Annotated in this window: 22 protein-coding genes and 1 tRNA gene; 10 read left to right on the top strand and 13 right to left on the bottom strand. The window is 43.2% G+C overall.

The features are described 5' to 3' along the window. The first annotated feature begins 13 nt into the window (after positions 1-13). Both CK503_RS06690 and CK503_RS06685 read left to right on the top strand, forming a co-directional pair. A complete protein-coding gene (locus CK503_RS06690) occupies positions 14-1,402 on the top strand; it encodes a RagB/SusD family nutrient uptake outer membrane protein (RefSeq protein WP_217988358.1) in 1,389 nt (462 codons plus the stop codon). A 92-nt stretch (positions 1,403-1,494) separates the two neighbouring features. Continuing rightward, a complete protein-coding gene (locus CK503_RS06685) occupies positions 1,495-2,943 on the top strand; it encodes an amidohydrolase family protein (protein WP_095606021.1) in 1,449 nt (482 codons plus the stop codon). An 83-nt stretch (positions 2,944-3,026) separates the two neighbouring features. On the opposite strand, the gene CK503_RS06680 is transcribed toward CK503_RS06685, so the two are convergent. From CK503_RS06680 to CK503_RS06665, 3 genes are all read right to left on the bottom strand, one after another. Continuing rightward, the gene (locus CK503_RS06680; protein WP_095606183.1) at positions 3,027-3,422 is read right to left on the bottom strand and encodes a DUF805 domain-containing protein; all 396 of its coding nucleotides are present in this window, start codon (positions 3,420-3,422) and stop codon (positions 3,027-3,029) included. A gap of 337 nt (positions 3,423-3,759) precedes the next feature. Beyond that, on the bottom strand, positions 3,760-4,104 hold the full coding sequence (locus CK503_RS06670) for a DUF3127 domain-containing protein (protein ID WP_095606019.1): 345 nt from the start codon (positions 4,102-4,104) through the stop codon (positions 3,760-3,762). Between the two features lie 82 nt (positions 4,105-4,186). Continuing rightward, the gene (locus tag CK503_RS06665; RefSeq protein WP_095606018.1) at positions 4,187-5,107 is read right to left on the bottom strand and encodes a DUF4412 domain-containing protein; all 921 of its coding nucleotides are present in this window, start codon (positions 5,105-5,107) and stop codon (positions 4,187-4,189) included. Positions 5,108-5,312: 205 nt separating this feature from the next. Between CK503_RS06665 and CK503_RS06660 the strand changes: the two genes are divergently transcribed. Beyond that, positions 5,313-6,911 (top strand): bifunctional aminoglycoside phosphotransferase/ATP-binding protein, encoded by a 1,599-nt coding sequence (locus CK503_RS06660; protein ID WP_095606017.1) that lies wholly within the window; start codon positions 5,313-5,315, stop codon positions 6,909-6,911. Here CK503_RS06660 and CK503_RS06655 read toward each other — a convergent pair. From CK503_RS06655 to CK503_RS06625, 6 genes are all read right to left on the bottom strand, one after another. Continuing rightward, the gene (locus CK503_RS06655; protein WP_217988357.1) at positions 6,908-7,273 is read right to left on the bottom strand and encodes a hypothetical protein; all 366 of its coding nucleotides are present in this window, start codon (positions 7,271-7,273) and stop codon (positions 6,908-6,910) included. The genes CK503_RS06660 and CK503_RS06655 overlap by 4 nt on opposite strands. A 306-nt stretch (positions 7,274-7,579) precedes the next feature. Beyond that, positions 7,580-8,074, bottom strand: coding sequence for a PEGA domain-containing protein (locus tag CK503_RS06645; protein ID WP_095606014.1), 495 nt, complete (start codon positions 8,072-8,074; stop codon positions 7,580-7,582). A 144-nt stretch (positions 8,075-8,218) separates the two neighbouring features. After that, positions 8,219-8,303: transfer RNA gene (locus CK503_RS06640), tRNA-Leu, on the bottom strand. A gap of 121 nt (positions 8,304-8,424) precedes the next feature. Next, positions 8,425-9,843, bottom strand: a complete 1,419-nt coding sequence (locus tag CK503_RS06635; RefSeq protein WP_095606013.1) for an Ig-like domain-containing domain — start codon at positions 9,841-9,843, stop codon at positions 8,425-8,427. A 309-nt stretch (positions 9,844-10,152) separates the two neighbouring features. Then, positions 10,153-10,368 (bottom strand): cold-shock protein, encoded by a 216-nt coding sequence (locus tag CK503_RS06630; protein ID WP_095606012.1) that lies wholly within the window; start codon positions 10,366-10,368, stop codon positions 10,153-10,155. Between the two features lie 173 nt (positions 10,369-10,541). Next, on the bottom strand, positions 10,542-11,747 hold the full coding sequence (locus CK503_RS06625) for a GlmU family protein (RefSeq protein ID WP_095606011.1): 1,206 nt from the start codon (positions 11,745-11,747) through the stop codon (positions 10,542-10,544). Positions 11,748-11,881: 134 nt separating this feature from the next. On the opposite strand from CK503_RS06625, the gene glmS reads away from it, so the two are divergent. The 5 genes from glmS to CK503_RS06600 all read left to right on the top strand — a co-directional run bounded on the left by glmS (position 11,882) and on the right by CK503_RS06600 (position 17,924). Further along, the gene (gene glmS, locus CK503_RS06620; RefSeq protein WP_095606010.1) at positions 11,882-13,726 is read left to right on the top strand and encodes a glutamine--fructose-6-phosphate transaminase (isomerizing); all 1,845 of its coding nucleotides are present in this window, start codon (positions 11,882-11,884) and stop codon (positions 13,724-13,726) included. Positions 13,727-13,841: 115 nt separating this feature from the next. Continuing rightward, entirely contained in the window at positions 13,842-14,411 is a 570-nt protein-coding gene (locus CK503_RS06615) for a helix-turn-helix domain-containing protein (RefSeq protein ID WP_095606009.1), read from the top strand. Between the two features lie 107 nt (positions 14,412-14,518). Then, positions 14,519-16,777 carry a heavy metal translocating P-type ATPase gene (locus tag CK503_RS06610; RefSeq protein WP_095606008.1) on the top strand — a complete coding sequence of 753 codons (2,259 nt, stop codon included), beginning with the start codon at positions 14,519-14,521 and terminating at the stop codon, positions 16,775-16,777. Positions 16,778-17,179: 402 nt separating this feature from the next. After that, positions 17,180-17,539 (top strand): Hpt domain-containing protein, encoded by a 360-nt coding sequence (locus CK503_RS06605; RefSeq protein ID WP_095606007.1) that lies wholly within the window; start codon positions 17,180-17,182, stop codon positions 17,537-17,539. A gap of 67 nt (positions 17,540-17,606) precedes the next feature. Beyond that, positions 17,607-17,924 carry a phage holin family protein gene (locus CK503_RS06600; protein ID WP_095606006.1) on the top strand — a complete coding sequence of 106 codons (318 nt, stop codon included), beginning with the start codon at positions 17,607-17,609 and terminating at the stop codon, positions 17,922-17,924. On the opposite strand, the gene CK503_RS06595 is transcribed toward CK503_RS06600, so the two are convergent. After that, on the bottom strand, positions 17,925-18,536 hold the full coding sequence (locus CK503_RS06595; RefSeq protein WP_176466237.1) for a class I SAM-dependent methyltransferase: 612 nt from the start codon (positions 18,534-18,536) through the stop codon (positions 17,925-17,927). It abuts the gene before it with no gap. 230 nt (positions 18,537-18,766) lie between these two features. Between CK503_RS06595 and CK503_RS06590 the strand changes: the two genes are divergently transcribed. Then, positions 18,767-21,259, top strand: a complete 2,493-nt coding sequence (locus tag CK503_RS06590) for a zinc-dependent metalloprotease (protein ID WP_095606004.1) — start codon at positions 18,767-18,769, stop codon at positions 21,257-21,259. 88 nt (positions 21,260-21,347) lie between these two features. Here CK503_RS06590 and CK503_RS06585 read toward each other — a convergent pair whose 3' ends face one another. The 3 genes from CK503_RS06585 to CK503_RS06575 form a co-directional block, all read right to left on the bottom strand. Further along, positions 21,348-23,093 (bottom strand): sodium:solute symporter family protein, encoded by a 1,746-nt coding sequence (locus CK503_RS06585; protein ID WP_095606003.1) that lies wholly within the window; start codon positions 23,091-23,093, stop codon positions 21,348-21,350. A 149-nt stretch (positions 23,094-23,242) separates the two neighbouring features. After that, the gene (locus tag CK503_RS06580) at positions 23,243-24,403 is read right to left on the bottom strand and encodes an aminotransferase class V-fold PLP-dependent enzyme (RefSeq protein WP_095606002.1); all 1,161 of its coding nucleotides are present in this window, start codon (positions 24,401-24,403) and stop codon (positions 23,243-23,245) included. Between the two features lie 61 nt (positions 24,404-24,464). Beyond that, positions 24,465-25,142 (bottom strand): WbqC family protein, encoded by a 678-nt coding sequence (locus CK503_RS06575; protein WP_095606001.1) that lies wholly within the window; start codon positions 25,140-25,142, stop codon positions 24,465-24,467. Between the two features lie 193 nt (positions 25,143-25,335). Here CK503_RS06575 and gltX point away from each other — a divergent pair, with 193 nt between their 5' ends. After that, complete coding sequence (gene gltX, locus CK503_RS06570) at positions 25,336-26,820, top strand: glutamate--tRNA ligase (RefSeq protein ID WP_095606000.1); 1,485 nt, start codon at positions 25,336-25,338, stop codon at positions 26,818-26,820. The last annotated feature ends 77 nt before the right edge of the window (positions 26,821-26,897 follow it).

Below are 26,897 nucleotides of genomic sequence, written 5' to 3'. Positions count from 1 at the left end.
AAATTATTTGCTCATGAAACGATTAACCTACATAGCAGTTATTAGTGTCACCTTGGTATTTTTTATGGTGAATTGTGATGGATCATTGGTCGGATCAAAAAATGTCACTGATCCCAATAATCCATCGGTGCAACAGGTATTGCAAAATGCCACCAAGCCCGAGGTGCAAAACCTTGTTACGGGACTGGAGCTCAGAAATAGACAATATGCCGGGGGCCTTATCCCCTTGCTGGGATCATTTGGCCGTGAAGTATGGCGATTCGATAGCATTGACGGACGTTTTGTTACTGAGTGGCTCGGTATTGACGGGAATGCTGAAACCGATCCAGCCTTTTTTGGATCCGCAGCTGCCTATGATACCCCTTATGCAGCTATTCAGCAGGCAAACCTACTAATGCAGGCCCTCAACAATACTGCCCTGCTGAGCGAAGAAGAAAAGAACGGCGTGCGGGGATATGCGAAAACGATCCAAGCCTACCAGTTCTTAATTCCACTGCTAACGCAGTATCAAAATGGTATTCGGGTTGATGTGGCCGATCCGCAAAATTTAGGGGAGTTCGAAAGCTATGAGGATGCACTTTCAAGCATTCGAGGCTTACTTGATGAAGGATATCAAGATTTACAAAATGCAGGAGGAAGCTTCTTTTTCAACCTTTCCGATGGATTTGCTGATTTCAATAATCCGGCAACCATGGCCCAGCTAAATCGAGCTATGGCAGCACGAGCAGCAGTTTATGCCGAAGATTGGCAGGGTGCGTTAGATGCACTTTCTAATGCGGAGCCGTTTTTTGAACTGGCCGAAGGAGAAGGCGTGATGAACAAGGGTGCTTACCTGTCGTACGGTGATCCGCCCGATACGTTCAACCCGTTGTATGTTCCCCGCAATGCATCAGCAGATGAGATTATGGTGGTGCACCCATCTATTATTGAGGATACTTTGGCTGGGGATTTGCGCGTCGATCGCAAGTTTTTCTTGCGAGATACCCCCATCAATAATCCTAATGTGCCCGAAGAGGCCAAGTACCAAGACAATCGTTTCGACGGAGTAGGAGCTCCGCTTTCGCTGATTCGTAATGAAGAGCTCGTCCTGATCTACGCCGAAGCACAGACGAACTTAGAAGGAGCAACGGCTGCAAATTATACTAATGCAGCAGAGGCTATTAATTATGTGCGTAATACGTGGAATCTCTCTGATTATGGCGGAGCACTTAACGAACAGGCATTGATTGATGAAATTCTGTTACAGCGCCGATATTCGCTGTGGGCCGAATTTGGTCACCGATGGATTGATATGCGTCGATACGATCGCCTCGATGAAATTGATCAAAATGATAAGCTTACAGGAACTATTTTTACACAGATGGCACGACCTCAATCAGAAATCAATTTCGAGGATTTCTGATAGTTGTACCTTCAATAACGAAAACCCGGTTCGTAATTGAGCCGGGTTTTCGCTTTTTTTTACGATAAATTTTGACAAGAACACATTTAGTTATGGACGTATTTAAACGTATTCTGATTAGTTTTACATTTGTACTTTTTGTACTTGCCTCCTCGGCATGGGCACAGTCAGATCCGGTATATATAAAGGGCGGGTCTTATTTTGATGTGCATACCGAACAGATGGTAGAAAATGAAGGGATTTTGATCCGCGGCGGAAGATTTTACCGAGTGGGACAGCCCCCGGCCAGGACAAAAGTCGGGGAATATGAAATTGTGGAACTCTCCCAAGATGAGTATGTACTGCCCGGCATTGTGGATATTCATGCCCATTATCGGATTGACGCTTTTGGGTCTGAGGAATTGGAGGAGATTGATGAATTTAAATACAATGCGCTGGTGTATCTGGCCAATGGGGTGACGTCCACCTTTGCCAACGGCGTGTATTATCCCTATATGGAGTTGGCTGCCAAACGGTTGGTGAACTCTGGAAAATGGACGGGTCCGCGCATTTGGGCTTCGGGGCCCTATTTTGGCACGGCGCGTCCCGACTGGCAGAATTTTTCCAAAGAGGAAATTTACGAACAGGTTGATTATTGGGCGGCGCTTGGTGTTGATGGGTTCAAGACCAAAGGCGGTAATCCCGAAACCGTAAAACACCTTGTGGATCGGGCACACTGGCACGGCCTTAAGGTAGCTGGGCACCTGGGTTCGGGCTATCGCAATACAACGAACTCTATCACTGCTATTGATAACGGCATCGATCGGGTAGAGCATATTTTAGGTGGTTTTGTGCTCGATTCTACGAAGTATGCCTATCCGGTTTGGAACAAAGTGGATACGACAACGACTGATTTCAAAAAGACCGTACAGTACTTTATAGATCACAATGTATACTTTGACGGTACCATTATTGCGCCGGTCTTTTTTACTACTTTAAAAGATGGATTCGATTATTGGGAAGATGAACAATCGCTGTTTACAGATTACGTCCGCAAGCAGCTTCCACCCCGCGAAGAGCAAGAAGCCAGCGAGTTGATGGACGGTCTTTATGAGGCTATGAAGCGATCAACGAAAGCATTTTACGAAGCAGGGGGTGGTGACTTAATTACATTGGGAACTGATGCTCCAAGTCATGGTTATTACCTGGCGGGTTTTAGTGCGCACCGCGAAATGCATACGATGGTGATGGCTGGATTGCCCGAGCAGGCAGCACTCAAGGCTGGGACTTTAAATAGTGCAAAGGCTCTTGGCAAAAGCAGTTTGCTCGGGTCTGTGGAGACCGGTAAGCTGGCAGATTTGTATGTGGTGAAAGGGAATCCTTTGGAAGACATTACCAATACGCGTAATATGCAGTTGGTGATGAAATCGGGCAAGGTTTATAATCCTCAAAACTTGTTAGAGCAGGTGAAAGGGAAAATTGGTCCTGATAATGAATCTAAAACCGAAAGCTGGTTCAAGTACCCCGAATTAGTAGAAGAAGCGGATAGGATTAAAAAGTAATTTGATAGAATTTGATCCAAAATAGAAAAACCGAGCTGCTAATTAACTTAGCAAGCTCGGCTTTTTTTAAGTACCGAAATAATTTAAGCGACGGCTGCCGATCCCATTTCTTTAGGATTTTCACCGTACTGGTTGGTGCCCGGCTGACTATCTTGTACCAAAAACACGATTATAACAATAGCTCCAATTATTGGTACTAAACTAATAAGTAGCCACCAGCCGCTACGTCCCGTGTCGTGGAGGCGGCGGACGCCTACTGCTAAACTGGGAATGAAAACAGCTAAAGAATACAGCCCCAAAATACCCATAAGAACCAATCCAACACTTGATTCTGGATTCATTCCTGCGAGCATAAACATAAGAGTTTGTAGCGCTGCATAAATTAAAAAGTTAACCAGCGTAAACATCCAGTACTCTTTACGACGAGCACGGCCCTCAAACTCTGCATAGTTTTTTAATACTTTGATATACCATTCCATAAGCTCTCCTTGTTTTATTTTTGTATTTTTGTGTACCCCTAATAGAATTAACATGACTAAGAATAGAAGAATCCTCAAAAGTTGCAAGTTTAGCTTCTGCATTAGGGTTCTTCAAGCACAAGACAAGGAATAGCGACACATAAATGGTACTTATTCTGTTGGTGGTCGGCTTGGGTTTAGCTCTCTTGATTTGGCTTTGGAAAGGTCCAGTGCAAAATACGGTCACCGCTATGAAAAGAAATGGAAGCAGTACCGTTGAAGCCTATGGTGTTATTTTATTTATCACCTCGGCAATGGGAATCAGCATCTACCTGATAATGTCTATTTTATAGCGTTATTAAAAGGGTACATCGTGATCCATATCTGACATATCAATGACGTTTTCATCGGGATTATCCTGTGAGTCGCCATCTCCGCGCTCCACTTTCCAGGCTTTTACATCGGTATACCAGTTGCCTTTGTATTCTCGGCTTTGCAGATCCACATATACGGTCACTTCTTCGCCTTCCTGAACATTAAATTGATCAATTTTATCGCCCCACTGAGTAATACAAATTTTCTTGGGATACTTTCCCGGCGTCTCCAGAATAAAGTCCTGTTTGCGCCATTCCCCGTTTTTACCCGTGCCGGATTGTTCTTCCAGAATTTGGGCAACTTCACCTTTTACTTTTAATTCATCCATAATATCAGTTCGCTCTTTGAGCCTTACATTTTGCGTCAATGAGGATAGGGATGCCTGCCATTTATATCAATAAAAATATGGGTTATTTATTAGATGATGTTTTGCCCAAACTCATGGGTGGATAGTCGGCCATGACATACGAGATATTTTCATTTTTCTTGATGTTGGTCACCCTCATAGTCACCTGCTCACCGGTTTTTTTATTCTCATTTTTCATTTCCATAATCATGCCGTAAGGATATTCGTCGGGAATTTTACCTCTCATCTGTTTGGCGTTTGCCTGCGCTTTAAAGAGTTGGGTCATACCCAAATCCTCGTCGCGGGTCACCCAAATTTCCATGGTTTCTTCATCAGTTTCAGATCGATATCCATCACAACCATAACCTAATATATTCTTGCTGCCGATCTTTTCATACCCGCGCCACTCTTCCAGCTCGTCCCAGTTGGCCTCTTCATCGGATAGGCTGTCATTTTCAGTGATCTGTTGATCCCACTTATAGCCAAATGAAAATTTATTGCCCTCATTTTCCATTAGCATAAGCATGGCTTCGTTGGTTAAGTCGTAAATAATAAAAAGATTGCCCTCCTGTTTTTCCATTTCCTGGGAACGGAATTTGGTGCCCGTATAAGTGCCGTCATCACTAAAGTGCATATCGACGTTCATTGGCGGTTCTTCCCGGCCATTTTTATCGCTCGATCGTACTTCCATCGTCGTTATTGTCTGGAAGGAGTAACGGTCTTCGGTTTTGATATTGCTGCTCATTGTGAACGGAACGTGTATCCCGCCACTACTGTCAGCGTCCCATTCTCCAAAAATTGAATTCCATGATTTCTCTACGGCTCGTTCGGCTAATAGTTGAACCTGTTCGGCCAGTTTTTCTTCGGCTTTCTGTTCCGCGGCCTGTTTTGCTTTTTTCTTTAGTCGGTTTAACAACTGTGCATTTGCGTCAATACTCCAAGTTGTCAATAGTAATGCAATAAGTAATCCTGATAGAATTTTCATGATGCTCTCCGTTAATTTTTACTGTCCATTACTATAATCTACAAAATACATACATTAACTGTAGTAAAAATAGTTACTTACAAGAAAATTATTTCTCCTATTCTTATTGAAAAGGAAGGGCTGAATTTTGAATGGGCGATTTTGTACTTTGTGATATCAACCCAAAAAATATTGTAATTATCAGCATTAATACACGGATACTGCTATGGATCCCAAGCTGTTAGCTTTTCTTAAATCCCCTGATTCCTATCCTCATAATCCGGAAGGGGTATCCCATATTCAGACCCACATCTCACATGTATTTTTGGTTCCTCCATATGTTTACAAATTTAAAAAGTCGGTAGATTTTGGCTTTTTGGATTACAGCTCACTTGCTAAACGAAAGGAATTCTGTCACCGCGAGGTTGAATTGAACCGCAGGCTCTCGAATGATATTTACCTGGGGGTGGTATCGGTTAGTAAAGAGGGCGACTCATTTCAAATATCCGATGAGGTGCTGCAAACTGATTCCGTAGTTGAATACGCGGTAAAGATGAAACAGCTGCCTGATGAATATTTCTTGCACAGCTATTTGGAAAAGGGCACACTAAAAAAGTCGCACCTCAATCGCGTAGTAGATAAGCTGGCTGACTTTTATAATACTCAGCAGCCCGATGAACAGGTCTTGCAGTACGGAGAAATCGAAAGTATCAAAGTAAACACCGATGAAAATTTTGAGCAGACCAAAGGTTTTGTCGGCGAAACCATTGATGACAACATGTACCGGGGCATACAGTCTTTCACCAATCAATATTTTGAACACCGCAGTGAACTCTTTGAACGGCGGATTGCTCAAAGGCGGATTGTAGACGGTCATGGCGATTTGCACCTGGAGCATATTCATATTACGCCCGAGAAAGTACAGATTTATGACTGTATAGAATTTAATGACCGGTTCCGCTACGGGGATCTGGCAGTGGATTTAGCGTTTCTTGCCATGGATCTCGACTTCAACAATAGGTGGCAGGAAGAACGCTACTTCATTGATGAGATGTCCAAGAAACTGGATGACCCCGACCTGTTGGAGATTATCGATTTTTATAAGTGCTACCGGGCATATGTAAAAGGAAAGGTTAAAAGTTTGCAGAGTGGAGAGGAAGAAGTGCCGCAGGTCGATCGTGAGAAAGCAGCCCAAAAGGCCTCTCAATATTTTGATCTGTCCCTGCGATACGCGCTGCTTGGATCAAAGCCCATCGTGCTGATATTCATGGGTGGTGTGGGGACAGGGAAGACGACGCTTGCCAAGCATTTTGAGCAAAAATTTAATATCGATCGATTTTCTTCTGATCGCATCCGAAAATCGATGGCCGGACTTGACCTGCAGAAACGAACGCCGGCAGAACAGCGCGATAAGCTGTATACTCAATTGATGTCGGAGCAAACGTACCAAACGCTTATAGAGAAGATAGAAAAGTGTATTGGTGAGGGAAAAAGCGTGATCTTGGATGCTACCTTTAGCAACAGGGCAGTCCGCGAAAAGGTTATCCGGAGATTGGGGGAGTTGGAAACTGACTATCTTTTTGTGGAAGCCAAAGCAGCCGAAGATGTGGTGAAATCGCGCCTGAAGCAGCGCGAAGGGGAAGATGATGTGGTATCGGATGCCCGGTTAGAAGATTTTGAAACCCTTAAAAACCGATACAGTCCGCCAAGCGAAATTGGAGATGAAAACCTCATTTCCGTGCAAACCGATCAGCCTGTCGAGCAGACAATCAGAACACTCTATTTTGAGCTGGCTGATAGAAATATATCCAACAGTAACCGCTAATTTCTACTGTAGTATATCTGTTGGTGGGAAAATTCTTTTGCCAGTTGAACCAACTTATTCCATCCATCTTTTACGGGACTTTTCTTACCGCCCGCATTTTCTACCTGAGTACCGCTGGCCAAGGTGCCTGTTATGTGGAGGGTCGAATCTTTTATCGTGGCATTTACCTTCATAGCATAGCTTCCAAAAACTTTCAGGATGGTTGGGTCAAACTTTTTATGCCGTGTTTCGAGCGTAAGCGGTTTTTTGTTAGACCGTATTACCGTAAATTCCTGATTACCCAGATGGGTTTCAAAACTTTGATAGGCTTGGGAGGGGGAGTCGCTTAAAGCAAGGATGATGGTATCAGCTTTTTTCATCATCCTTACCGAAGGTTCCGCAGGCGGAAGCGTGGATGCGCAGGAAATAATGGTAATAATTATAAGAATGACACCGATTGCTCGCATATATCTAATATATATGGTAAAAAATGAATTTTAATGTACGATAAATTACTAAATGTGTAAAAATGGATTTTATAATCGGGTGGATGAGGAAAAGATTAATGCCTTTGTTATTCTTTACGATAGGTTAGTAGTAACTTGGAGGGTGTGTTTCTGGAAGCATTTTAAAGCCCCAAAATTATTGTGGCTTAACAAATTGAAGCTAAATCAGCTAAAAAGTACTCCCTATTCACTTTTTTGAATTTCTTGCCATTCCTCTTTGGTCAACATAAATACGTGAACAGTATTCTCTTTAGCTTTAGGTAATTCATCTTTATTGATAACTCCTGCCTCTTCAAGTTTATTAAGGTTCCCTTGTAGATCGGCCGGACTTAATGTATAAGCTGCTCCTGATGCAACATCAACTACAACTCCTAAAAGCCACCACGAAACCAAATTACCTAATATAGTGGTAGCTCCATCAAAATTTCTGTTTACTTTAACTTTTACTTCCTCATATCCGTCTTTTTGAAATGTTACAATATGGCTTTCACTGCGTGATAGTTGGGCTGATGTAGGGGTTTCACCTTTATTTATTTCGTCTACCAGAACTTCTGCTCCGGAAGGTGAAGAATTAAAGCGAACTTCAGCATTACTACCTTTAAATATAGTAGCACAACTACTTAGAAAGAATGAGAAGATTAATAGGTATGCAATGGCCCTTTTATATGGTGATAACATATTAGAACTCTTGAGTTTTAATTATTATTAGCACCCGAGTAATAATATTCCAATATGTATAAAAATAAAGACTTCCTAAAGAACGATAATATTTGCACCTAAAATACTAAATCCCTGCAAGCCAGTAACTTACAGGGATTTGAGTGCCCAAGAGAGGACTCGAACCTCCACGGGGAAGATCCCCACATGCTCCTGAAGCATGCGCGTCTACCAATTCCGCCACTTGGGCAATATTCGCCAAATTTTTAAGCGTGACAAATATAGGAGTTTTCATCACTAATTTGAAACATGCTTTCGGATTTTTATTTGGTATCGCCCCGGTTCTATCGACTTGTTCTGATCAGTTGGAGTTAGTCGTCTTCGGTCTCAAAGTCCCAGCGGTATGTTGCACCGAGTGCGTTACCAGCCAGGTCAGTAACATCCGAACTGATTATGACAGTATAATACTGTTCATCGCGGAGGTCAGTTCCGGGTGTAAATGTGGCCGTACTTCCTGAGTAGCTTACCGATCCTGAAAGCTTTCGGTATTGTCCCCACTGCCATTGGTATAGCTCGAAAGTATCTTCGTTTATAGTGGACTTACTCATCTGTTCACTAAATGTTGCTGTTATTTGGATATCAATGGGTACATCATCTTCTTCATTCTGAGGCTTAGTGGATATAATGTGGGGCGGCGTGCGGTCGATCTCTTTTGTAATAAAATTCCAGCTGTAATTATTAGGAGGTGAATTCCCTTTAAGATCCTGGATGCCATCGGTAATGATAGCGGTGAAAACTATTCCATCCTGTAGGGTACTCGAGGGTTTAAAAACAGCCGTTGAGTCCTCATAACTGACCGATCCAGAAATGCTATTTAAGTTTGTCCGCAGCCTAAATGTGTTGCTGTTTATCGTAGCTGGATCTATCCGCTCACTAAATGTGGCTGTTATTTGAATATCAAAGGCCACGTCCTCTTCATGGTTTTCAGGATTAGTGGATATAACGCGAGGTGGGGTGCGGTCGATCTCTTTTGTAGTAAAATTCCAGTTATAGCTTTGGTCGGGGGAATTGCCGAATGGGTCCTCAATATCGTTAGTAATCGTTGCGGTGTACTCAACCCCATCGGGCAGTGATTCCGAGGGACTAAACGTAGCGGTGGAGTCGGTATAGCTTAGCGAACCGGGAATGATGCTGCCGTTATTGTTTCGCAAGTAGAATGTGTTGCTGTTGATGGTTTCGGGGTTCAGGGTTTTACTAAAACGGGCGGAGATATTGGTGTTGGCGGAAATGTCGGTGGCGCCGTCTTTGGGATTAGTCTCAATAACGGTAGGTGGGGTAGCTTCGTAGGTTGTTGCCGGTCGGGTTGTGAAATTCCACTCATATTCCTGATCCATGGTATTACCTTCTACGTCAGCTACTTGTGAAGTAATGGTGGTGTTGATGGAGGTGTTTCGAGCAAATGTTCTGTTTGGCATGAAGGTGACCGTACTGCCGGAGTAGGAAAACGTACCGGATATTTCTATACCACCTTCTCTTACAATAAAAGTTGAGTCATTAATAGAGCTGGTATCTATTGATGCACTGAATGTAGCCTGAATGGACACATCAAGCTCGATATTTTCGTCTGCGTATTCGGGGAATGTATCGATTACTTCTATTGGAGAGACCGTTTCATCCAGTGATTCTGAAAGTCCGGGTGGGCCTCCATCACTGCATCCTGCATTGAGCATACTTGCTGTTATGAAGAATCCTAAAATAAAAAAATATGACTGATAGGTATTGGTTAGCATGGGCTATACATTTTAGGATAAGGACAGTGCCCTTTTTTAGTTAAGGGGAATCGATAGTTTGGTTTGGGGCTGAGGGAGATTGATAAAGAAAGGAACCAAAAAATGTGCCAAAGAATAGGCTCAGCTTTTTTAGGGTATTAATGGGGTTTTGTAGATAAATTAGGATCAAAAAAACTACAAGTGTGTAAAAGTTACCCGAAGCCAGGTATTTTAGAAGGGAGGAACCAAAAGGATGGACAGCAAAAATATCGTGTAATAAAAAAGCCCGCTAAAAAGCGGGCTCCTAAAATCCAATATAAAATCTCGGATCTATTTGTAATCCAGGCTGGTTACGTTAGTAGCACTTAAGCCTTTGGGAGTTTCTTCTACCTCAAACTCAACGGCTTCGCCGTCTTCAAGTCCTTGGTTGTAATCGAGGTTCTCGACATTGTTTCTGTGGACAAAAATGTCATCGCCGCCTTCATCAGGTGCAATAAATCCAAATCCTTTTTTAGTGTCGAAGAACTTTATTTTTCCTTGTTTCATAACTATAACTGTGTCTTTGTGTACACCTGTCTGCTCTGTCTGATGAAAAGAGTTGAATTAACGCGTCGTTTCAAAGAAGTAACTTACTGGGTGGGTAATTAAATATAACGATTAAAGGTAGTGCTAATTGAGGACAATACCTATTTATTATCCAAATATTTTTCAGGCGGCGTTTATTGGGGATGATTCTTCGTATCAAAAATAGTTTTCATCATCTGTTTGTATTCTTCGTTAAGTGATATGTCACGCCGCGCCATCATGGCTTCCATGGCTTCAAGGGCTTTATCGATGCGGTATGTTTGAATAACATTGGAACCCACCCAGCTGAATGAGGGGATTAGTTTGGGAGGAAAATCATCTGAAAAAATATTACAGCTAACTCCACAGATGGTACCGGTATTCAATTGCGTGTTGATTGCTGTTTTGGAATGGTCGCCCATTACGGTGCCGAAAAACTGCTGGTTTGTTTCAATCTCCTGACTATTAGACCAGTCGGGAATACGTACACTGCTGTAATTATTTTTCAGGTTCGATGTGTTGGTATCAGCCCCGAAATTGCACCACTGGCCAATAATAGAGTTGCCGACAAATCCGTCGTGACCTTTGTTGGAGTAGGAGTGGAAGATGGAGTTGTTTACTTCGCCACCCACCTTACAGACCGGTCCGATAGTGGTATCTTCATAAATTTTGGCACCCATTTTAATAGTAGCATTTTCACAGATGGCTACCGGGCCGCGAATATGAGCCCCAGACATGATAGTGGCATTTTCGCCGATAAAAATAGGTCCTTTTGAAGCGTTAAGTACGCACCCGGCTTCGATGGTGGCTCCTTCTTGAATATAGATGTTTTCCTGCTTTTCGAGCACGGCGTAATCCGAAACAGTACCATTTATGTTGGTATTGATATCCAGCAACTCGATATCTCGAACAATTTCCTGGCCGTTCAGCTGGAATAGATCCCAGAGGTTGTTGAGGGATAAGAAATCATTGGATTCCAGCACAAAAAGGGTGTTAAAGTCGGGTTCCCCATTTTCAAGCCACTGCCGGGATGTTCCTCCATCCACGTTGGCGGCAATGATCGTCTCTCCGTATGTAAGATATTGACCTTCACTTAAATTGTTTACTTGCGTAACCAGTTGTTCGGTTGGCAGGTATCGGCTGTTCATCCAGATACAGTTCTCATCCGTTGATATTTCATCGGCCTCAAATAGCCCTTTGAGCTCCGGTCGTAGTATGCGATTCGTTTTTGTAGGATGTAACGCCTGTTTCCATTTCTCCGAAAGTGTTAGAATGCCGATGCGCAGATCGTCAGTGGGACGAGTTAATGTAAGGGGATGAAAAGTGGTCAGCTTTTCATCTTCAAAGAAACACAGCTGCATGGTTATACCTATAAATGATTGATTATAATTGTTTCAAAATATCTGCCAGAATGATAACTTTAGTATTGTGCAAATCTTAGTCTGGGAGAGACAGTATAAGAATCAGTAAACAAATACAATAATACAAGACATCTATGTGCGGAATTGTTGGATATATAGGAAATAAGAAAGCGAGCGATATCATTGTAAAAGGACTTGAGCGCCTTGAATATCGCGGATATGACTCTGCAGGTATTGCTTTGCTTAACGGTCAGCTGGATATTAAGAAGGGAAAAGGAAAGGTCCAGAACCTCAAGAAAAAAATGAAAGCTAACCCCAATGACAGTCTCGTTGGTATTGGACATACCCGATGGGCTACGCACGGTGCGCCGAATGATATTAATTCTCATCCGCACGTAAGTGAATCGGGAAAAATCGCGCTTGTCCACAATGGCATTATTGAGAATTACAATACCTTAAAGAAAGAGCTGAAGAATAAAGGTCGGACGTTTCATACCGATACCGATACGGAAGTTATTGCTCAGCTTATCGAAGAGATTTATGAGAACGGAGATGGCGAAGAAATTACATTCGAGCAGGCTGTGCAAATGGCACTTCAGCAGGTGGTAGGTACGTATGGATTGGCCATTTTAAATGTTGAGGAGCCCAATCGTATTATTGTAGCTCGAAAAGGATCACCATTGTTGCTGGGGATTGGAGACGGTGAAATGTTTGTGGCATCGGATGCTTCGCCCATCGTTGAGCATACTAAAAAGGTGGTTTACCTGGATGATGGTGAGATGGCTATCGTTACCAAGGAGGGATATGATGTTAAAACTATAGAAGATGAGCCGCTTACAAAGAAAGTCCATGAGCTGGCGATGAGTATCGAAGAGATTGAGAAGGGCGGATATCCGCACTTTATGCTCAAGGAGATTTTTGAGCAGCCGCGCGCTATTTCGGATTGCCTGCGGGGACGAATTAATGTAGAAGACCACTCTATACAATTAGGTGGTATCACTGATGTATTAGATAAGCTGGTGAATGCTAAACGATTGATTATAGCTGCTTGCGGGACCAGCTGGCATGCCGGCTTGGTTGCTGAATATCTGTTCGAGCATCTGGCTAAGTTGTCTGTAGAGGTAGAATATGCTTCGGAATTCCGCTACCGCGAAGCCCTTATTGACGAAGATGATGTAATGCTGGTGATTTCGCAAAGCGGCGAAACGGCGGATACGCTGGCGGCCCTTCGCACAGCTAAAGAACGTGGAGCACTTACGCTTGGTGTTTGTAATGTAGTAGGATCAACCATTGCCCGTGATACCGATGCGGGCGTCTATACACATGCCGGTCCGGAGATTGGGGTGGCATCCACCAAAGCATTTACGACCCAGGTTTCGGTACTGGCTATGATGGCTATTCTGTTGGGACAAAAGCGAGGCGTGCTCGATGAAGAATATGCAGCGCGATTGATCGAAGAGCTGGATCGCATTCCCGGGAAAGTGCAGAAGATTTTGGATAACAGCGATTCTCTTAAAGATATGGCTCGGCTTTTCAGTTATGCGCCGAACTTCTTGTACTTGGGACGAACGTATAACTTCCCAGTGGCACTCGAGGGCGCGCTGAAGCTTAAAGAAATTTCATATATCCATGCAGAAGGATATCCTGCCGCAGAAATGAAACACGGTCCCATTGCGCTTATTGATGAGATGATGCCGGTTGTTGTGATTGCTGCTACGGAGCATACGAATGAGAAGATGATCAGCAATATTGAAGAGGTGAAAGCGCGTGAAGGCCGTATTATTTCAATAACTGGTGAGGATAATGATGAGGTTATTGATCTTTCTGAATTTTCTTGCGCGATTCCCGAGACCGAGGATTGTCTTTCACCAATGTTAACGACCATACCGTTACAACTGATTTCCTATTATATTGCCGTAAATCGCGGCTGTAATGTGGATCAGCCACGGAATTTAGCGAAAAGTGTAACGGTAGAATAACATTATCTTCTTGCGAAGATTTTTTTGGGCAGGGCTGCAAAGCTTTGCCCTTTTGTATTTTTATGAGGTATTTAAAGAGTAAACGATTTACCAATTTGCCACGTTTTACTGACCTATGACGACATTACAAATTAAAAATATGGTGTGCGATCGCTGTATCATGACGGTGCAGCAGGTGTTAAAGGACCTCGGATATGAAGTTGAATCCATTGCCCTCGGGAAAGTTGTTATTACCGAAGATGTTGGGTTTGAAGATCTCGAAAAGATAAGTGAAGCATTGGTTGGGAAGGGGTTTGAGCTTATTAAAAAGAACGACAAGGCACTTCTTGAGCAGATAAAGGTTCAACTTCTTGATTATTTAAAACATCTCGAAAACTCTGAAGATCCTGAGAAAGTCTCCACTTTTTTAGAGGAAAATATGCAATACAACTACAGTTATTTGAGTAACTATTTTTCAGATTACGGAGGTGTGACGATTGAAAAATACCTCATTAACTTGAAGATTGAGCGGGTTAAAGAGTTGCTTTCCTATGATGAATTGACGCTGAGTGAGATAGCGTGGAAGTTCAATTACAGTAGCGTGCAGTATCTTTCCAATCAGTTCAAAAAAGTAACCGGAGAAACAGTCAGTTCTTTTCGCAGCCACATTGATGAGAACAGTCGCCAGTCGCTGGATGCTGTATAAATTTTCTGTATCCAAAAATTTTACACATTTCTTTTAATGTATTGTAAGATGTGTCTGCTTAAAAGCAGTTATACTTGGATGTAATTTGAAATTTAGTAAAAACTGCTATGAAAGAATCACTGCAAATTGAAGGTATGCACTGTGCCGGTTGTGCCAACAGCGTAGAAAAAGCCCTCGCTGAAGTAGAGGGAGTCGATAAAGCGTCGGTCAATCTGGCTACGGAAAAAGCGTTTGTTGAGTTCGAAAACGGCGAAGTTCTGCATGAAAAGTTAAAAGAGGCGGTGCAAAATGCCGGCTATGATATTAAGGAAGAAGCTGACGAAGATAAGGATGCAGATATAACCGGTAAAAAAAAACTTGATGTAGCCTATCATAAAATGTGGTGGTCATGGGCAATGACCATTCCCATTATTTTGCTGATGATTCCCGAAATGTTTGCCGGCTTTGCGCTCGGTGGAGAGTTGGGGTATCAGCTGCTGATGATCGGGCTTTCTTCGGTTGTCATCTTTTATCCCGGTTGGGAAACGCTGAAAGGAGCTTGGAGATCAGCGATCAACGGTTCTCCTAATATGGATGTGCTTATTGCCATGGGATCATTGGCAGCGCTGGGAACGGGATTTGTGGCTCTGCTGCATGTTTTCGGTATGGCGCCGCCATTCCACAGCTTTGCCGGTATCGCGGGCATGATTATGGCCTTTCATCTTACGGGACGTTATGTAGAAACGAAGGCAAAAGGGCGTGCTTCTGAGGCAATAAAGAATTTAATGACGCTGGAGGCCAAAGAGGCGACCATCATTCGCAACGGCAAAGAGATGACCATCCCTGTAAAAGAATTGGAGGTCGACGATGTGATGGTTGTACGTCCCGGCGAAAAGATACCCACCGACGGCAAGGTGATTGACGGTGAAAGCAGTGTGGATGAGTCGCTTGCCACGGGCGAATCGATGCCGGTGCGCAAAGAGAAAGGAGATGAAGTCATCGGGTCGACGATCAATAAAAATGGTACGCTTAAAGTGCAGGCGACCAAGGTGGGCAGCGAGACCTTTCTTAACCAGATTATTCGGATGGTTGAAGAAGCCCAGAGTTCCAAGGTGCCCATACAGGAGTTTGCCGATCGTATTACCGCAGTGTTTGTGCCGGTCATTATTGGATTGGCGGTTGCCACGTGGACGGCATGGATGATCTTTCCGGAGTTTTTCGGACAGGTTGCGGTCTGGGCGTCGGGTTTTATCCCGTGGATTAACCCCGGTATGGGAGAAATAGCACTGGCCTTCTACGCAGCCATCGCGGTGTTGGTGATTGCATGTCCCTGTGCATTGGGATTGGCGACGCCGACGGCCCTGATGGTAGGCACCGGACTTGGAGCCGAAAACGGAATTTTAATCCGCAAGGGCAAGGCCGTTGAGCTTTTGCGTGAAACTGATGTGATAGTATTGGATAAAACCGGAACGATTACCAAGGGAGAGCCTTCTGTTACAGATGTTGTGGCAGTATCAGATTGGGATAAGAAAACGATTCTTAAATATGCTGCTGCTGCGGAAAGAGGATCTGAGCATCCTCTTGGTGAGGCGATTGTTAGTCATGCCCAAGAACATGAGAAAGATCTGTGGGATGCCTCTGGATTTGAAGCTGTTACGGGGAAAGGTATTCGCGCAGAAATTGAAGGAAAGGAAGTTATTATTGGTAATAAGCGACTATTTGAAGAACAGGGTATTACGGTCAATAGTGAGGCAAAGGCTGATATTGAGGAATATGAAAGCCAGGCTAAGACGACGGTTTTGGTTGGAGTAGATGGAGAGCTGGTTGGGTTGATAGCAATCGCCGATCCTATCAAAGAAGATAGTAAAAAGGCTATTGCTACTATCAAGAAAATGGGATTTACCCCGGTTATGATCACCGGAGACAACGAACGAACGGCGCGTGCAGTGGCAAGCGAAGTAGGTATTGAGCAAGTAATTGCAGGTGTACTTCCCGATCAAAAATCTGATGAGATAAAACGTCTCCAATCGGAAGGCAAGAAAGTAATTATGGTGGGTGATGGTATTAATGATGCCCCCGCCTTAACGCAGGCCGATGTAGGTATTGCCATCGGTACGGGCACTGATGTAGCTATAGAATCGGGTGATATCGTACTCGTAAAAGGAGAGCTTCAATCAGTAGTGCAGGCGATAAAGCTAAGTGAAGCTACATTTAAGAAGATAAAACAAAATCTCTTTTGGGCTTTCTTTTACAATGTGGTAATGATCCCTCTTGCTGTTATGGGGATGATGCATCCTGTGCTGGCTGAAGCTGCCATGGCTTTTAGTTCTATCAATGTCGTTTTCAACTCCAGACGACTGCAAAAAGCAGACCTTTCCACAACGTGATAAATATGTGTGGATAACTATGTGGAAAACTTACGGGATAAAGTTTATACAGAAAATTTGTAACAAAATAATGGTATATCTCTCTTGAAAGCACAATCGGGAAGTAATTGGTGATTATTAATAGATATATCAATGTTGATAACTTGATATTAAAGGAAGGATTGGTTATTACTTAGTTGCTTTTCCGACAAAGTGTAATAATAAGTTGTGGGAATATCATAATGAAAGATTGGAAGGCATTAATTCTGAAAATAACATTACTGGTGCTCGTGGGCATTGTAATGTTAACAGGATAATAAGACGGCTTAGTTACAAAGTTTAATTTGTATTGTAATAACAGAAATGCGTATTTGGTATGTGGTAATCAACATACCAAAATGTATAATATAAAAGCGTTTTTCTGTGGATAATAAATCAGTGACCGACCTTTCTTATTTGCGTGAAATTGCAATGGGTGACGATTCCATTGTTATAGAAGCTACTGAAGCATTTCTTGAAAACACGCCTGCGACCATTGAAAACATCCAGAAATATTATAAGGATGGAGAATGGCAGAAGCTCTACAAACAAGCCCATAAAATTAAGCCCAATCTAAAATATATGGGGATGGAGCGAGCCCACGAACTTATTCTTGATATTGAGGAGCAGGCCAACACAGGGAAAATATCTGATGATTTGGGAGACAAAATATCAGAATTTTGCTCTTTGAATAAGCAAGCTTTGAAAGAGTTGTCTGATAAAATTGAAGCATTAAAAGCATAACGGCTACAACCTTTGAGAGTATTATCCGTATTGTAGACAAATTCTCACCAAAAACGGATATACTCTTATGATTTGGTCATTATTAGTAAACAGTATCGGGATCTTTGTAATCGGCTATATCTTAAAAGGCGTACAGATAAAAAGTTTCTTAACGGCAATTGGGGTGGCGATACTATTAGCAATTATAAATACCCTGGTGAAACCAATCCTGGTTTTTCTGACGCTGCCCATAACGATATTAACATTTGGACTTTTTATTTTTGTGATTAATGCTCTAATGCTGATGCTGGCGGACGAAATGATAGAAGGCATGAAAATAGAAAGCTTCGGATGGGCGTTCTTATTTAGCTTGCTGTTAGCTGTGCTAAATTTGGGGTTTTTCTGATTATGCTACGTTGGGGCTTTTAATGGCGGCCTGCTCTTTATCACGTTGTTTAATTTCAAGAGTATAAATCTTAGCGGGAGGAATATTTAAAAAGACAAGCTTTTTGTCATGCTTGTAGGTATTAACAATATTTTCCTCAAAATCACTTTTAAAATCACCGAATTTTAAGTACTTGAAATAGCTGATATATGCTCTTTGAGAACAAAGACTAAGTTTTTTCTCCCAGATCTGCTTTGTTATTTCTTCCGGCATATTTTCGTAGGGAAGGCTTGAAAATATAAAGTCGTAATTTTTCTGGGGATGAAAGTTTAAGATATCAGCATGATGAATACGGATATTATCATTGAGACGATACTTAGAACCAATGATTTGGTAAAACTTTTTGTGAATCTCTACGATGTCTAAAGAATCTTGCGGACGAAGATGCTTTGCGATCTGCTTAGTCAGCGAGCCTGTGCCGGCACCAACTTCCAAAATGTTTAACGGCTTGCAATCGGTATCAGCAAGTTTATTTTGTAGCTGGACCACAAGATCTTTGGCTAAAAACTTAGAACTGGGAGCTACTGCTCCAACACGTTTTAAGTCTTTTAGAAAATAAAGTAGGTGTTCCAATGATTTTCCTTTGATTACTGATAGCTAATTGAAGGTAACAAAGCTGAAGCAAATTGACTAATTCAGTGTGTATGGAATTACTTTAAAATATACCTTGGAAATTATGAAGAGTCTTGAGAGCTTTACTGAAATATCTTTTTACATCTAATTAGCTATTTATAGTTGATTCATTTCGTTACAGCTCTCACTTTAAGAATTCTTATTAACTAACCTAAAATAAAAAACCATCTATGAGTTATTCTATCTTCAAGGAATTGAAGCAATTGAGTGTCATGGTGTTGTGTGTCGGCTTATTAGGGGCATGCGCCAGTACTCAAAGTGCTCAAGACCAATCAAAAAGCGGTGGACTGTCATCGCCGGAATCAGAGAACGGTATCAAGCCGTACAGTGAAGTTGTCACTGACAAGGCTGAAACCGATTCAGGATTATTTGATGTTCATAAGGTCGATAAAGATTATCTTTACGAGATTCCTGATTCGCTATTAAGCCGCGAGATGCTGCTTGTTTCACGTGTTGCTGAAACTCAAGACGAGATCGGCTACGGCGGAGAAAAGCTAAATACGCAGGTTGTCCGCTGGCAAAAGAAAGATGACCAAGTTCTTTTGCGACATGTTTCGTACGAGAATGTGGCGAGTGATTCGCTGCCGGTCTATGAAGCAGTTCAAAACTCAAATTTTGAGCCAATTATTGCTTCTTTCGATGTTAAATCACTCGGTGAGGATTCGTCTGGAGTGGTTATTGATGTAACGAAATTATATGACAGTGATATCCCTTCCCTTGGCCTGCAAAGCAGTCAGCGCGAGGAGTATGGGGTAAGGCGACTCGATCCTGAGCGCTCTTTTATTGAGCATATCAACAGTTACCCGGAAAATATCGAGGCGCGAAGCTGGATGACCTATGATGCTTCTAAGCCGCCTTCCAGTTCTTCAACGGGAACAATCTCTATGGAGATTAACCATAGTATGGTGCTGCTGCCTGAAGAGAAATGGGAAACACGCTCTTATGATCAGCGAATAGGATATTTCAGTGTTCAGCAAACTGATTATGGCACTGAGCGTCACAAGGCAAATGAAGTACAGTATATTACGCGTTATAAACTGGTGCCCAGTGATAAAGAAGCCTATCTTGATGGTGAGCTGGTAGAGCCTAAAGAACCAATTGTTTATTATATTGATCCGGCAACACCTAAAGAATGGCGTCCCTATTTAAAGCAGGGAGTCGAAGATTGGCAAAAAGCATTTGAAGCGGCCGGATTTAAAAATGCAATTATTGCAAAAGATCCGCCCTCCAAAGAAGAAAACCCTGAATGGAGTCCCGAAGATGTTCGCTATTCGGTGATTCGATACTTCGCTTCTGATATCCAGAATGCATATGGACCGCATGTACATGATCCGCGAACCGGTCAAATTCTGGAAAGTGACATTGGGTGGTATCACAATGTGATGAACCTGCTTCGCAACTGGTATTTCGTACAAACGGCAGCGGCAAATCCCGATGCGCGAGCTGTACAATTTAAGGACGAAGTGATGGGCGAACTCATTCGGTTTGTTTCTGCTCACGAAGTCGGCCACACTATTGGTTTGCCACACAACTACGGTTCCAGCTATGCATACCCGGTCGATTCGCTACGATCTCCAATATTTACCGAAAAGCACGGTACGGCTCCTTCCATTATGGACTATGCCCGCTTTAACTACATTGCCCAACCTGGTGACGGAGTAGAAGATTTCCATCCTGCCGTAGGTGAGTATGATAAGTGGTCGATAAAGTGGGGCTATACATGGTTCCCCGAGGATATGAGTGAAGAGGAAAAGGTGGCCAAACTTAACGAGTGGACACGGGAACGTGCAGATGATCCCCGTTATTTTTATGGTCAACAAACCGGCAACAAAATTGATCCTCGTTCACAGAACGAAGATCTCGGTAATGACGCAATGAAAGCCAGTGAGCTTGGTATTGCAAACTTGAAGCGTATTACCTCTAATTTGGTTGAATGGACTGATCGCGAAGGTGAGAACTTTGCCGAGCTCGAAGAGCTTTACAATAACGTTGTTGGTCAATGGAACCGGTATATGGGACATGTGACTAAAAATGTAGGGGGCGTTTACGAAGATCATAAAACCTACAATCAAGAAGGTCCTGTGTATACATTTGTCCCTCAAGAAACTCAGCAACGGGCCATGGACTTCCTTATTGACTATGGTTTTATGACACCCGATTGGTTGCTTGAGGAAGATATCCTTGATCGTATTAATCAATCTACCGTTGTTGACGATATGCGAAGCGCTCAGGTGCAGGTGTTAAATGATCTTACTGATCCGCAGCGAATAGCTCGACTCATCGAGTTCGATGCGCGGTCATCAGAAGATACCTACGATGCCTTCGAAATGATGGATGATGTGCGTAATGGAATCTGGTCTGAGCTCAATAGTAATAGCGCAATTGAAGTGCATCGCCGTAATCTGCAGCGTGCATATATTGAGCGTATGGAGCATTTGATGACTGAAGAACTCCCGGATATCCCCGATGCATTTAAGGATTTTTTGGGATGGACGGATGTAAATGTCAGCCAGTCTGATATTCGTCCGATCGTTCGAGATCAGCTCCAGATACTGTTAGACGATGTTCAGAATACCCAGAATCGGGTACAAGATCGTGCTACAGAGGCGCATCTAGATGATGTCGAAGTGCGGATTGAGAACATTCTTAATCCGGATGAATAAAACGATAACAAGGAATTAATTTCAAAAGCCTCGGTTTTATAGCCGGGGCTTTTTTTATTGGGATAATTCATGTTTTAGGTCAGAATTATCAGCGTAGAGATTTGTCACTCATCTGATCCCAAAGCATACTTATGGAAACGCTCACAATAACAACAACGACTGTTCCCACGGGATTTAACCACAGATATTCAATAGCTTTGGTAAAGCCTTCTGGGGTCTCATTCCAAGGAAAGATCAACTGCCAGCTGCCTGTTTCAGGATGTTCGAAAAGGCGATCAAAGAAAAAGACGGTCACCATTCCTGAGATAAGTCCGGTCAAAGCTCCGACACCGTTGGCACGTTTTACATAGAGTAGCAGAACAAAAACACCCAGAATAGATCCATAGAAATAACTACCGACTTTGTTAACCAATTCAATAATGGATCGTGTTTCGCCCAGAGCCAGCGCCGCCCCCGTTGCCAGTAATCCCCATAGTACGGTTGTAAATCGTGATGATCTTAGATACCATTTTGCGCTTCGATCCTTGGAATCCAGTCGCTTATACCAATCCACGATAGAAATGGTGGCAAGGGCATTGAGCTCACTGTCGATACTCGAGAGGGCGGCAGCAAAAATTCCGGCTACAATAAGTCCGATAATGCCAATGGGAATCTCATTGAGAATAAAATAGGGGAGAATATAATTGGTGTCGTTTCGGCTGGATTCGGTAATCTTTTCTTGCCGTTCCATTTCCGATTCGCGCACCTCCTTGAGGTGCTGGTCGGCCTCTCTAAAAGCTTCCGCATTTTCTGGTGTCTTTTGCTCAAGAAGATTTAAAGCAGCTTCTCTGCGCTGTAAATGGGTGGCTTTGTACTCCTGTTGCAGCATTTCTCCGGCAAGTTCAGTCTGTTCTGTTTCGGCCACCGGATCGGTGCTGTGAAAGGTGATCGGAGCGGATCCAAAAATATAGAACACATAGAGCATTACGCCCAGTAGTAAAATGAAAAACTGCATAGGCACTTTAGCATAAGCTGAAAGTAAAAGTGACTTGCGGGCATCATTCAGCGACTTTGCTGTAAGGTAACGCTGTACCTGACTTTGATCAGTTCCAAAATAGGAAAGCATCAAAAAGAGCGCAGCAAAAACACCGGTCCAAATATTGTATTTTTCACTTATATCGAAGCTGATATCCAGTGCATCCAGCTTGCCGAGCGTACCGGCAAGATAGAGCGAGTCGCTGAAATCTACATCGGGCGGCAGCTGATAGTGGATCCAGTAAAAGCAGAACCCAAGCCCGAACATCATCACCGCCATCTGTTTGACATCGGTTCTGATTACTCCGCTTATACCGCCGACCATGGTATAAAGCGTGGCGGTAATCCCAATAATAAGGATGGTCGTTGAAAGCGGCAGGTCCAGCAGTATGGCAAGCACATATGATGGGGCTGCAATAATGATTCCCAACCCAAGACCGCGTGACATCAGAAAAAGAAAGCTCGTAAAAAGGCGGGTGGAAAGTCCGAACCGTTCCTCCAGCACTTCATAAGCACTAAAGTTTTGCAGCTTATTAAAATAGGGTACCAGCGTTAGGCACAGGATGATCATTGCAAAAGGCACTGCCAGATAGATCTGTACAAATCGCATATCCTCAACATACGCTTGACCCGTAGTGCCGATAAACGTAATTGCCGAAGCCTGGGTTGCCATCACCGATAATCCCATTGCCCACCAAGGCATCGATCGGTTGGCCAGGAAAAATCCCTCAATATTTTCACTTTGTTTGCCGTGACGAGTACCATCCCAGATGGTATATCCCAGAAATGCGACAAGAACAAGCCAGTCAATCCAGTGCATAACGGTTAAATGGGGAAGTTAAAGAAGTAAGTGAATAGCCCCAGCAACAGGATGTAAGCAAGGCCGATCCAAAAAACAGGCCAATAGTTTGGTTGTGGTTTTTCTGACTCTTTCTCTGTCATAACTTGCTCCGACTTAAAAGTTACCCATTATGCGTCATTCGCCACATCGTTAAGCACATCATGTAACATAGCAATATCTTTTTCATCATTATAGACGTTTGGTGCTACGCGCACCGCCGAGCCCCGCACCGAAACATGAATGTTATGTTCATCAAGTTGGCGCTGTAGTTTTTTTAAGGATACAGATGCTGGCAGTCGGATGCCAAACATATGCCCGGCCCGCCAGTCGGTCTCCTCAATTTGATATCCGTAGTCCGGTAAATCTTTTTCAAGGTCGGCTGTTAGTTGCTTACAATACCTCTGGATATTTTGAGGTTTCCAATCTAAAATCTGCTTGATAGCCTCAATCATCATCGGTACTAAAATAAAATTACTGCGTTCACCCATGTCAAAGCGTTGGGCACCCGGTTGATAGCCATCCTCATAATCCACCAGTCCGCTGAAATCCTCGCTATTTTTACGGACGATCCAACCTTCTTCGAGGGGGATACCGTTTTGAAGTCTTGGCCCCAAATAGCCAAGTGTTATCGCATAGGGACCCATCAGCCATTTATATCCTGCACAGATTAGGGCATCCGCCTGAATTTCTTGCACGTCAATTGGCATTGCCCCAACAGACTGTGTGCCGTCGATTACAAAGTATGCGTCGTTATTTCGAGTTTTCGCTCCAATCGTTTTTATATCAAACCACGTACCGTCAGTCCAATGCACATTGCCGAGTGCAACCAGTAGCGTATCTGAATCGATGGCATCTAATATTCGCTTGTTCCACTTTTGCCCTCGGTTATCGAACCCTTCCGGTGGATCAACAACCTTTAACTGACAGTTATGTTCCTCACAAAACCGTTTCCAGGCATATACATTGCTGGGAAATTGCTTGCCGCAAATTACGATTGAACTTCCTTTAGCGGGATTTATATTTTTTGCTACTGTTGACAGTCCGTACGAAACTGCAGGCATTATAGCGATATCTTTCGCCTTGGGTGCATTTACAAGTTTAGCAAATAGAGATCGTAGCGTATTGCTATCCCCGAAAAAATGATCAGGTGTTACTTCCCATGGATTATTTTTCCCTTTAATCCCTTGAATACCGGCTTCTTCCACACTTTGTAACAGCGGTGATAAATAGGAGCAGTTTAGGTAATGATGGTCATCGGGCAGTGAAAATAGGAGTTTCTGACAGTCCATCTTGATATTGAATGTTGTAAAGTTAAATGTTGAAGTTTTTTTAAGGGTAAACTTTTAATATTCAACCTTCAACTTTTTCAACAAGCTGATCGGTAATTCGAAAACTTTCCGGTCCAAATTGAAAGAGTACATCCAAAATACAGCACAAAGGTTCAAATCCTTCAAAATGCTGATGGTATTTGGGGTGATCAAAGATGGGATCACTCTTTTGCTTGGCCTGTCGCTGATAATGTCGGCTGTAGTGTTCCTGGAAAAGGGTATTCGCTCCCAAACGCTGCGCCAGTAAATCGGGATTGGAATCATAAGCTGAAAGTTTGCTGGCCAGCTCATAGTCAATGCTGATATCCATAAAACGAAACAGTCGTTTTTGGATATATAGGATAAAATCCATCAGGTGGCTGTAATCGTAGGCGGATTTAAAATCAGCTTTAATTTCAGGTTCGTAAAAATCGTAGTAGATGCTGTTGCGGTAGTTATATTCCAACGTGCGCAACAGGGGGGTAACCCAGTCGTCGGAATGATCCATGCGTACATCTTTGATGGCTTTTTTTCGGTCTTCAGTACGGATGGGAATATTAATCCATTGCGTGCCTTCGGGCGTGCGAATTTGAGCACGATGAATACGGCTCTTACGTGACCAACGTTCTACATTCTGCAGAATAATTCGGTCGGCCTGCAGCATGACGGCCAGATCGTAGAGATTAGGTGCAAATTGGGGGGTTAAAAGAGCAAGCTTCATTTTGAGTTACTATTAAGTCACTTAGTGCACTGATATTATTAATACTGTGAGTGGAATTAAGAATTAAAAATTAAGAATTAAAAATCACCATTCACTTATTACTTATCACTCGTTAACATTAGCACAAGTGCCGTATAAGCCTTATTTTTCGGAGCATTGAACAGAAATTATTTTAATTCAATTACCAAGATTTATGGAAGGTAGTGTACGTGTACGTTTTGCGCCGTCACCCACAGGTTTGCTGCATATCGGTGGACTCCGGACGGCACTCTATAATTATTTATTTGCGAAAGGTAACAACGGAACGTTTGTGCTCCGTATTGAAGATACCGATCAGGCTCGTTATGTAGAAGGAGCTGAAGAAGATATCCATCGTTCATTAAAGTGGGCCGGAATGGAGGTCGATGAAGGTCCCGAAAATCCCGGAGATGTTGGTCCTTATCGTCAGAGTGAGCGCAAGGATATGTATGAGCAATATGCCGAGCAGCTCGTTGAACAGGGCAATGCCTATTACGCTTTTGATACGCCTGAAGAATTGGACCAGATGCGGGAGCGGTTGAAAAAGTCGGGAAATCCGTCACCCAAGTATGATGCGATTACCCGAATGTCGATGAAAAACAGCCTTACGCTTCCAGAAGAGGAGGTCGAGCGCAAGCTGGAAGAAGGCGAAGAATATGTTATTCGTTTAAAAGTTCCGCGTCGCGAAACCATTCGTTTTGAAGATGAGGTGCGTGGCTTTGTATCCTTTGAAAGCAAGGGGTTAGATGACCAGGTTCTGCTTAAATCTGACGGCATGCCAACCTATCACCTGGCGAATGTGGTGGATGATCACCTGATGAAAATTTCGCATGTTATTCGTGGGGAAGAGTGGCTCAGCAGTACCCCCAAGCATATTTTGATGTACGAATATTTTGGCTGGGAGCCGCCCAAGATGGCACACCTGCCGCTGATTATGTCGCCAAGTGGAGGCAAGCTCTCAAAGCGGAAAGCTGAGACCGAGGGAATTCCTATCAATACCAAAGATTATATCGAGCAGAAGTTTGAGCCGGAAGCGTTAGTTAATTTTCTGGCATATTTGGGATGGAGTCCGGGCGACGATTCGGAAATCCATTCGCTGGAAGAACTTTGTGATCTGTTTTCACTGGATCGCGTAAGCAAAGGCGGTGCGGTGTTCGATTACAAAAAGCTGATCTGGTATAATGAGCACTACCTACGTGAAAAGCCGGCTGACGAGCTGTGGCCACGTGTGCAGGAGATTGCTAAGGAGCACGATCTTGATCCCGACGAGGGATATATGAAGCAGATTATTCCGTTGATGAAAGAGCGGGTCAGCAAGGTTGAGGACTTCGTGACGATGGGACGGTTTTTCTTTGAGGATCCCGAGGAATACGAAGACAAGGCAGTTAAAAAGTGGAAAGACAACAGTGCTGAGCTGCTCGAAGCATATGTAGAAAAGATCGAGGAGCTTGACGGAGATGACTTTGAGGCCAAAACGCTCAAAGATAAAATTAAAGAAGTGATTGAAGAGTACGATGTTGGCTTTGGTCCGGTAATGATGCCATTACGTGTGGCCGTATCGGGCATGGGTTATGGTCCCGATTTGACGCCAACGATTGAACTACTTGGCAAAGAGACAACTATCCGCCGAATTAATACAGCGATCGAAAGGTTAGGCTAGCTTTTGCTTATGGAGCTTGGTACCTATTATAAGTGTCTATGCTTAATATAAGTTAGTTTATTTCAAGCCCTGAGGGT

This window comes from Fodinibius salipaludis (genome assembly GCF_002287075.1).
In the GTDB taxonomy this organism is placed as follows: Bacteria; Bacteroidota; Rhodothermia; order Balneolales; family Balneolaceae; genus Fodinibius; species Fodinibius salipaludis.
Note: the sequence above shows the minus strand (reverse complement) of the source record. Positions and strands in the feature narration are given on the sequence as shown.

Coding starts and splice junctions, on each gene's coding strand:
- CK503_RS06630 (WP_095606012.1), bottom strand. CDS start 10,368: ATGAAACAAGGAAAAATAAAGTTCTTCGACACTAAAAAAGGATTTGGA.
- CK503_RS06625 (WP_095606011.1), bottom strand. CDS start 11,747: ATGCAGCTGTGTTTCTTTGAAGATGAAAAGCTGACCACTTTTCATCCC.
- CK503_RS06610 (WP_095606008.1), top strand. CDS start 14,519: ATGAAAGAATCACTGCAAATTGAAGGTATGCACTGTGCCGGTTGTGCC.
- CK503_RS06670 (WP_095606019.1), bottom strand. CDS start 4,104: ATGGATGAATTAAAAGTAAAAGGTGAAGTTGCCCAAATTCTGGAAGAA.
- CK503_RS06680 (WP_095606183.1), bottom strand. CDS start 3,422: ATGGAATGGTATATCAAAGTATTAAAAAACTATGCAGAGTTTGAGGGC.
- CK503_RS06690 (WP_217988358.1), top strand. CDS start 14: ATGAAACGATTAACCTACATAGCAGTTATTAGTGTCACCTTGGTATTT.
- CK503_RS06615 (WP_095606009.1), top strand. CDS start 13,842: ATGACGACATTACAAATTAAAAATATGGTGTGCGATCGCTGTATCATG.
- CK503_RS06580 (WP_095606002.1), bottom strand. CDS start 24,403: ATGGACTGTCAGAAACTCCTATTTTCACTGCCCGATGACCATCATTAC.
- CK503_RS06635 (WP_095606013.1), bottom strand. CDS start 9,843: ATGCTAACCAATACCTATCAGTCATATTTTTTTATTTTAGGATTCTTC.
- CK503_RS06665 (WP_095606018.1), bottom strand. CDS start 5,107: ATGAAAATTCTATCAGGATTACTTATTGCATTACTATTGACAACTTGG.
- CK503_RS06600 (WP_095606006.1), top strand. CDS start 17,607: ATGATTTGGTCATTATTAGTAAACAGTATCGGGATCTTTGTAATCGGC.
- CK503_RS06655 (WP_217988357.1), bottom strand. CDS start 7,273: ATGATGAAAAAAGCTGATACCATCATCCTTGCTTTAAGCGACTCCCCC.
- CK503_RS06575 (WP_095606001.1), bottom strand. CDS start 25,142: ATGAAGCTTGCTCTTTTAACCCCCCAATTTGCACCTAATCTCTACGAT.
- CK503_RS06645 (WP_095606014.1), bottom strand. CDS start 8,074: ATGTTATCACCATATAAAAGGGCCATTGCATACCTATTAATCTTCTCA.
- glmS (WP_095606010.1), top strand. CDS start 11,882: ATGTGCGGAATTGTTGGATATATAGGAAATAAGAAAGCGAGCGATATC.
- CK503_RS06590 (WP_095606004.1), top strand. CDS start 18,767: ATGAGTTATTCTATCTTCAAGGAATTGAAGCAATTGAGTGTCATGGTG.
- CK503_RS06585 (WP_095606003.1), bottom strand. CDS start 23,093: ATGCACTGGATTGACTGGCTTGTTCTTGTCGCATTTCTGGGATATACC.
- CK503_RS06660 (WP_095606017.1), top strand. CDS start 5,313: ATGGATCCCAAGCTGTTAGCTTTTCTTAAATCCCCTGATTCCTATCCT.
- CK503_RS06685 (WP_095606021.1), top strand. CDS start 1,495: ATGGACGTATTTAAACGTATTCTGATTAGTTTTACATTTGTACTTTTT.
- gltX (WP_095606000.1), top strand. CDS start 25,336: ATGGAAGGTAGTGTACGTGTACGTTTTGCGCCGTCACCCACAGGTTTG.